4 protein-coding genes are annotated in these 7,916 nt (G+C 68.0%); 1 reads left to right on the forward strand and 3 read right to left on the reverse strand.

The genetic code is table 11. The features are described from left to right. Window positions 1–577 precede the first annotated feature (577 nt). Both QZ408_RS13490 and QZ408_RS13495 read right to left on the reverse strand, forming a co-directional pair. Window positions 578–2,137, reverse strand: coding sequence for a DEAD/DEAH box helicase (locus tag QZ408_RS13490; RefSeq protein ID WP_292492295.1), 1,560 nt, complete (start codon window positions 2,135–2,137; stop codon window positions 578–580). Between the two features lie 136 nt (window positions 2,138–2,273). Further along, window positions 2,274–6,068 carry an AAA domain-containing protein gene (locus QZ408_RS13495; RefSeq protein ID WP_292492297.1) on the reverse strand — a complete coding sequence of 1,265 codons (3,795 nt, stop codon included), beginning with the start codon at window positions 6,066–6,068 and terminating at the stop codon, window positions 2,274–2,276. Window positions 6,069–6,300: 232 nt separating this feature from the next. Here QZ408_RS13495 and QZ408_RS13500 point away from each other — a divergent pair, with 232 nt between their 5' ends. Continuing rightward, entirely contained in the window at window positions 6,301–6,999 is a 699-nt protein-coding gene (locus QZ408_RS13500) for an Hsp20 family protein (RefSeq protein WP_292492299.1), read from the forward strand. 14 nt (window positions 7,000–7,013) lie between these two features. Here the strand turns inward: QZ408_RS13500 and QZ408_RS13505 are convergent, their stop codons facing one another. Further along, a complete protein-coding gene (locus tag QZ408_RS13505) occupies window positions 7,014–7,754 on the reverse strand; it encodes a uracil-DNA glycosylase family protein (protein WP_292492301.1) in 741 nt (246 codons plus the stop codon). Window positions 7,755–7,916: the final 162 nt, after the last annotated feature.

Genomic DNA, 7,916 nt, shown 5'->3' on the forward strand with positions numbered 1-7,916 from the left:
GCGGGGAGGACGGCGCCGTGTACCGGGCGACACGGCCCGCTCCCCCCCCCCGCAAGACCGGTGCGTGAGTCCGGAGGACCGGTCTCCCCGGGACCGGCCTCTCCGGAAGAGGGCGCTCCGAGGCAACCCGGAGCGCCCGGGATGCAGGATGAGCGGCACGGGTGCCGGCTCAACACAGGCAGCGGGGCTGGAAGGTCGGCACACCTTTTGTATCAATATACTGTTGTGCGCATGCAGGTCACAGGGCAGGTTTTATGGAAGCTTTTGATGGCGATGAGACTCCGGAAATGTCAGAGATTACGTCCGACCGGTTGACGCAACCACCCCCCCAATGATGACAGAATATACATCCAGGTATATAGTTGTTTCTCCCGGCGGCGGGAGGTGCAGGTGCACATGGGGTGCCCTCCATGCTCCCCGGTTACCGGGAGATACTCCCGCCGGCACGCACCGGGGTTCGTCCGGGTTTCGGAAAAACGGCACCGGCTCTGTGACGGTATGCATCTATAGCCCGGGAGGCCGCCGTTCATGCCCCGCGGGTGCGTAAAAAAACGGATCTCCGGGTCCGGCTCCGCCCTTACCGCCCGGCGATCTCGATCGGGCCGGGCAGCCTGATCCCGGCGATGGTCTTTCCTTTCATCCCCTCGACGACCTGGTCAGCGGCGTCGGGGGGCACTTCGACGGTGGAGTACGTCTCGTAGATGTTGATCGCGCCGATGGCGCCGCCGGGGATCCCGGTCTCCCCCGCGAGTGCCCCGACGATATCCTTCGGCCGGACCTGGTGCTCTCTCCCGAGCGGGATCCGGAGGAGCGCCGGCCCGGTCTCCTGCGCCGGCCCCTGGCCGCCCCCGCTGAGTTCCAGTTTCAGGAGGGCGGCGGCGACCTCAAGTGACGTGTAGTCTTCAGACGTTATCCGTTCGACGAGGTTCACGTAGCGGTCGAGGCCGCCCTCGTCGATGACCTGCTGCACCCGGTCGACCAGTTTCCGCGTCCGGCTCTCCTCGACGTCCCCCTGCGTCGGGAGCGGGATCCGGGCGATCCGGATCCGGGTATAGTCCTGGATCGTCCGGAGCTTGAAGTACTCTTTCGGGCCCACGAACGTGACGGCCCGCCCGGTCCGCCCGGCACGTGCCGTCCGGCCGATGCGGTGGATGTAGTACTCGATGTCCTGCGGCACGTCGTAGTTGATGACCAGGTCGACGTCCTCGACGTCGATACCCCGGGCGGCGACGTCTGTCGCGACGAGGATGTCGATGGTCCCGGCGCGGAACTTTGCCATGACCCGGTCCCGCAGGGTCTGTTTCATGTCCCCGTGGAGGCCTTCGGCGAAGTAGCCCCGGGCCTGGAGGTGGGCGGTCAGGTCGTCGACGCCGCGCTTGGTGTTCGCGAAGACGAGCGTCAGGTCCGGGTCGTACATATCGAGCAGCCGGGAGAGGATCTCGAGTTTGTCCCGGTTGCGCACCTCAAGGTAGAGCTGCTCGATCTGCGGGACGGTCACCTCGCGGCGGGCGACCGATATGAACTCGGGATCTTTCTGGAACCGCTTTGAGATCTCGAGGATGGGTTTTGGGAGGGTGGCCGAGAAGAGGACCGTCTGGCGGTCTTTCGGCGTCTCGTCGAGGATCTTCTCGATGTCCTCCCGGAAACCCATATCCAGCATCTGGTCCGCCTCGTCGAGGACGACAAGGTGCACCCCGGCAAACGAGAGGGTACCGCGGTCGAGGTGGTCGAGCACTCGCCCGGGGGTCCCGACGACGATCTGGGCGCCGCGCTGCAGCCCCTTGAACTGCCGCTCGATCGGCTGGCCGCCGTAGATCGGGAGGGTGTTGATGCCCCTGTGGTGTTTCGCCAGGCGGGCGAACTCCTCGGCGGTCTGGATGGCGAGTTCCCGGGTGGGGGAGAGGACGAGGACCTGGGTCTCCCGGTTCCCGGGGTCGACCCGCTCGATCGCCGGGATGCCGAACGCCGCCGTCTTTCCGGTCCCGGTCTGGGCCTGGCCGGTCACGTCGCGCCCTTCGAGTATCGTGGGTATCGTGCTCACCTGGATGGGCGTGGGCTCCTCAAAACCCATATCCTCTATCGCCCGGAGCATTTTCTGCGAGATATTGAACTCCTCAAACGTGATATTATTCTCCATTCACCACCTCTTGGTGCTGGTACCTCTTTATCCTGTGGGGCGCAGGGGGCGGGGAGCCCCCCTGTGCACGCTCCCTTCGCCGGGGTCATGCATTCGCCCGCACGGCCAATCCCGATGGCGCAGAGCCGGCTGCCCTTCATCCCTCGCGCGCCCGCATCACCGTGAGCCGGACCCCTTTCGCATCCCCGTCGAGGGAGAACATCCTCTCCTCGCCGTGGGTCCGGCAGAACTCCTGGAGGTCGAGCATGTGCCGGAGCCCCGCCGCCGCCCCCCCGTCCTGCACGAGGTCGAGCGGCGGCTCGAGCAGCGGCCGGGGCAGGAAGACCACGCACTTCGACCGGCCCCGGGTCAGCGAGACGTTCAGGCGGTTTCTGCTGTAGAGGAACCCGGCCTCCGCGAGGGCGGTCTCGACGTCGCTTACGCCGTAGCTGACGATGACCGCCTCCGCCTCCTGCCCCTGCATCTTATCGACGGTGTCCACAAACGGGCGGGACTTCCAGCCCCTCTCCCGGGCGAGGCAGTTCTGGATGGCGCCGATCTGGGCATGGTGCGGGCTGACGATGAAGAGCCCGCGCCGCCAGAAGAGGGCGTCGCCGTCCGCTGTCGCCGGATACGGTTTCCCCGAGACGGGGTCAAGCAGCCTCTCCCGGAGCGTGCAGGCAAGATGGGCGGCGAGCGCCGCCTCGACGGGGTTCTCGACTGTCGTCCGGACGTTCTCGAGGACGCAGAGCACGAGCGGGTATGCCGAATCAAGGATCCACTCGATACACTCCTCTTCCGGCGAACCCGGGGCAAGGGCGATCCGCTGCTCCCCGACCGCGTCCGTCGCGGGAGCGTAGCCGGTGCCGTAGAGCGTCTCCGCCGGGAACCGTGAGAGGGTGCGGTTCATCCGCCAGTTCTCCTGGAGCTGGCAGGTGTAGACAGGGCGGCCGGGGCCGTCGCGGTGCCGGAGGTAGGCGAAGATCGAGTCCTCAAGCCCCGGGAGCCCGTCCTCCGGTGCCGGGTACTCCCCCTGGACGACCGGGGGGAGCTGCAGGTCGTCGCCCGCGAGGACGAGCCTTCCGCCGTCGGCAAGCAGGGGGAGGACCATCGCGAGGTCTGCCGGTCTCATCTGGGACGCTTCGTCGACGATGAGGACGTCAAGAGACGGAAGGGACTTCTCGAGCCGCTCAAAACTGTGCACCGTCCCCCCGAGGAGGAGGGAGGGGTAGCCGCTGACGGTATCGGCCCGGTCGTGGGGCAGCACCTCGAGGCTCCGCCCGCCCCTGCTCGTCCGGGTGCCTTTGAGTTTGTAGATCGGGAACCCCATGGCAAGGCCGAACTCGTCGACCGAGTCCTGCACCCGGACGAGCAGGTTCTCGATGGCGGCGTGAGTGAACGCCGTAACCCCCACCCGGATCCGTTCCCCGTGCGCCCGCCGGGCCCCGACGAGAGAGAGGATCGCCGTGGCGAGGAAATGCGTCTTCCCGGTCCCCGGCGGCCCCCAGACAAGCGTGAGCCGGTTCGTCATCACCCGGTGAAACGCCCGGGCCTGACTCTTCGTGAACCCGGCACCGAGGGCGAGTTGCTCCGCGTTGGCGACGACCGCTTCCGGCTCGGCGACCGGGGCGGCGAACCCCCGAGGGTCCCGGAGGAGCCGGACGAATGCGTTCTCCGGCTGCCCATCAAGGGCGAGGAGACGGTCGACGTAGCGCGGCGCGGTAAAATCGGTGAACCGGGGGTGCAGCACCGCGAGGTCGCCCTCAGCAAAAGGCGCCTGTTCCCGGCCGCAGGCCACCGCGAGGACCAGTCCCCGGACCTGTCCGGCCTTCCGGTCGACGATGCTGTCGTGGACCCGGGCGAAGCAGACCCCGCTCTTCCCGGGGTTCGGGCTATCCCGGTAGCGGAGGTCGTCAAACCCGAGCTGGGCCTCCTCCCCCGCATCGCCGTCCTGCACAAGGAGGTAGCCAAAGACCTGCGACTGCTCGAAGAGCGCAAGGTCGAGGAGGTGTAGCACCTTCCAGAAGTTCCCCTCGCTCTTTTTGAGGGGGATGCTGGTCCCCTCCCGGACCCGCACGGGCCACGGCCTGCTGCGCAGTTCCTGCACCCGCCGGGCGGCAAGCGCCGACTCGTGCTCCACGACGAAGAGGAGGCGCGATATCTCCGGCGTCGCGGCCTCCCACGGGCGCGGGAACCGGAAGTTCTCCGGCCACCGCACGAGACCGCCCCTCACCCGCTCGCGGAGCCCGTCGAGGACGCTCCCCGCCGCAAGCAGCCGCCGCGACACCTCCTGCGGGATCCAGCCCGCGGCTTCCGGCCGCCTCCCGTGCCACGCCATGATGACCGCGTCGCCCTTCATGGCGTTGCTCTGCTCGTTCCAGAAGAGGGTGTTCGGGCTGAGCGTATACGCGAAGCGGGAGGAGGGGATGGCCGCGAGGACCTCCGGCAGGCGGAGGGCGAAGGGGACGGGAAGCGCGAGCATCCGCCGTATCTCCCGTGTGAGGACGACAAGCGGGAACGGGACCGCCGTTGCCGGGTGGCTGGACCCCCGGGCGATGCCGGGGTCCTGGTAGTAGAACCGCAGCCTGAGAGCATCCTCCGCCGCTCCGGGGTCTTCAAGCGCCTCCTGGATCAGCCGGGCGAAGAGTTCCTCTTCGTAGGCGTCGTAGACGTAGGTCTGTACCGACTTCTGGTCCGCCCACTCCCGGCCCAGGTTGTAGTCGTGGACGGCCGCAAGTTCGGCGGCGAGCGTCCGGAGGAACTCCCGCCGCACCCGGGCGCAGTCGCCCTCGTCCGCCGCGACAAAGACGGCCTCGTGCGAGGGCGTCCCGTAGACCGCCTCGCCCTTGAACCGCCGGAACCCGAGAGCGTAGACCCGGCCGGAGACGGGGTCCTTCTGGAGCGAAAGAACGATCCCGATATCCTCGTAGACGGGGAGGGCAAGCGACGTCGCGGCGAGCGCGACGACCTCCCCCGTGGAGAGAGCCCGGACGGTTGCCCGCAGGCGGTCGCCCTGGCCTGCAAGCGACCCGCAGTCGTCGAGGTGCCGGTCGCCTGCCGGGGTCGCGAGAAACCTCTCAAGGTCGGGGAGGGTATCGATGGGGTCTTTGGGACTCCACGGGGCCTCCCGGAGATACCGCCGCGCGGCGGGCGAGAGGCCCGGGATCTGCGAGACCGAGGCGCAGGACTCCGCCCCGGCGCGACAGTGGGGATAAAACCCGCAGGATTCGCACCGCGGCGTGATGTGCCAGGGCACGTCCCCCGGCGGGCCGGCAAGGATGCCCGGGAGGCGGCGGCGGAAGAAGTCTTCAACCACCCGGGTGTTTAAGTGCAGGTCGAACGACTCCGGTTCGCCCTCGCCGTAGAGCCAGATCCCCGCCCGGGAGAGGTCGACCGGGACGTCGATCCCGAGCAGGTCGAGGGCGTGGTCGAGGATCAGGGCATACAGCGTCGCCTGGATCCGGTGGCTGACGCTGAGGTCTTCGCTCGCCTTGATGTCGATGACGGAGAGTTGCGGCCCGCTGCCGTTCCCCGCGCCGAGCACGATGAGGTCGGGGCGGCAGGGGGAGAACCGGTGCACCTCCGGGTCGAGACCGTAGTTCTTCAGGAAGTGGACCGAGACCGGGATGGTCGACTGGTAGATCGCATCGCCGGGCAAGAGCCGTGGGATGAGGTCGAAACTCTCCTCGATGGAGAACGACCGCCCGGTGATGGGGCCCGCCCCGTCCGGGACCCGCACCCGTCCCGTGAATCTCGCCCGGACCACCTCCTCCTCCCACCGGATGCCCGCGTCCAGGAGCGCCCGGGTCGTCGGGCTCCGATCCGCCGTGACCGCCGGGATGCCGGCGTTCTCGCGTTCCTGCTCGGGGGTTGCGTGGTAGCGGAGGTAGCGCTCGCAGTCGTGGTAGAAGAACCGGCCGATGAGCGACGGGCTGAGGTTGAAGCGGACCATGCGGCATCACGATCGGGGAGCGCCGGGGGCCTTCCCCGGTTGTGACTCATTGTTTGTGCGGTCGTGGGAAAACAGTTGTTATTTTTTGAGATCCGGTGAGGACGGGGTGTGGGAAGGCCCGGTCGCCTCCGACGCCGTGCGCGGCAGGAGGGGGTCGCGGCAACCCCCGCACAGGAACGTATATATGACGTGCTCACAACCGGGCAGCGCCGAGAGGCAGGAGTGAGTACCCATGGCATGGAGGAGAACGGCCCGGGAGCCCTGGATCGAGTTCGATGAGATGCTCGCGAGTATGCGGAGGCAGTTTGACGAGACGATGGAACGCATGTCGGGAGCCGCACAGCAGATGACGCTGCCCGGCGGTATCCGGACGGTGGTCGACGTCCGGGAGGACGATACGGACGTTCTGGTCGTCGCCGACCTCCCCGGCGTCGAGCGGCAGGATATATCGGTCCGGCTCCTTGACCCGAGGACGCTGCGGATAACCGCACGGCGGGAGGAGGCAAGAGAGGAGGAGGAAGCCGGATACTACATGCGGGAGCGGAGGGTCGGGGCGATCGCCCGGACGGTCTCCCTGCCCGCCGACGTCACCGGAGAGGAGGCGCACGCCACCTTCAGGAACGGGGTCCTCGAGGTGCGGTTGAAGAAGGCCGCCGGGGCCCGCGGGAGAGAGATCGCGGTGGGCGGAGCCGCTCAAAAGGCCGCTCTGTCCGCCGCAGAGGAGCAGCGGCAACGGAAGGAAGAACTCTACCGGGAGGCCCGGGAGGAGGTAGAACCGTCCGGGTACCTGCGCCCCGGCGAGATCGCAGAAGAAGCAAAGAGGATAGAGCCGGGAGAGCGGGGGACCCCCGAGGAGCGGGCGACGGCTGAACGGCTCCGTAAGCGCAAAGAGGAGCTCTACGAAGAGGGGAAGCGCAAGCTCGCCGAATAGGCGGCGGGCCGCGGTCAGGGCAGAAGGTCCCTGACGGCCGCAAACTCCGACTCGATCACGTCGAGGTAGCGCCGGTTCCGCCCGCCCGGGTAGGGCACGCAGAGGAGGCGGTGCTCCCGGAAGAGGTCGTCCCGGCGATCGGCGCTGATCGCGGTGATCGTTCCGGCGCCCGCAAGAGCGCTCGCGTAGGGCTCGATTTCCCGGAGCCCGGTGAGCGCCGTGTTCCCGAGGGCGACGACGTACTCCGGGGCGAGATCCTTGAACTCGGGAGCGAGGATCTCCCGGGCGCTCATCCGGATGAGGTCGCCCGGGATGGCCGCCTTCCGGTTCTTCCGGAAGACGCACCTGACCGTGTCGACCAGGAAGCAGTTCTTCCCGGTGAAGAGTTCCAGGTTCTCGCGGCGCGTCCCGCCGTCGAGCCCGAGCAGCGAAAAGAGGTTCTCCGCGAGCCCGCCGGAGAGCGGCGCTCCCGCCCGGCGGCGCCCCGCGTCGTAGCGGCCGTTGTAGAAGTAGGGGTAGTCGGCACTCGAGCAGTCGGAAGGGCCGGCGATCTCGCGCCGCCCGGCGGCCCAGGGCGGGGACTCGGCGATGAAGAGCACCCGTATGCGGCCGGGCACCTGGTGGGCGCCGCAGGCGTCGTGCGGCAGGAGGTCCGGCAGGAGGATGCCGCGGAGATCCGGCCGCCCGGCCGCGTACCGGCGGTATATCTCCCGCATCTCTGCAGCGCTCACGGGTGGGGAGTACCGGGTATCCATACCGGTATGTCTGTCCGCCGACCGGATATTCTTCCCGGAAGAAGGGTTTGAACCTTGATAGGTGTGAAGGGACGCCCCCCCGGAGGGCCCCTGTTACTGGTGCATCGGTTCCAGATTAACAGACCATCTGGCCTTCGTCCCATCCCCACGGAGCGCTCCCCT

Origin of the sequence: Methanoculleus sp. 10 (genome assembly GCF_913757945.1) — an archaeon.
Classification (GTDB): domain Archaea; phylum Halobacteriota; class Methanomicrobia; order Methanomicrobiales; family Methanoculleaceae; genus Methanoculleus.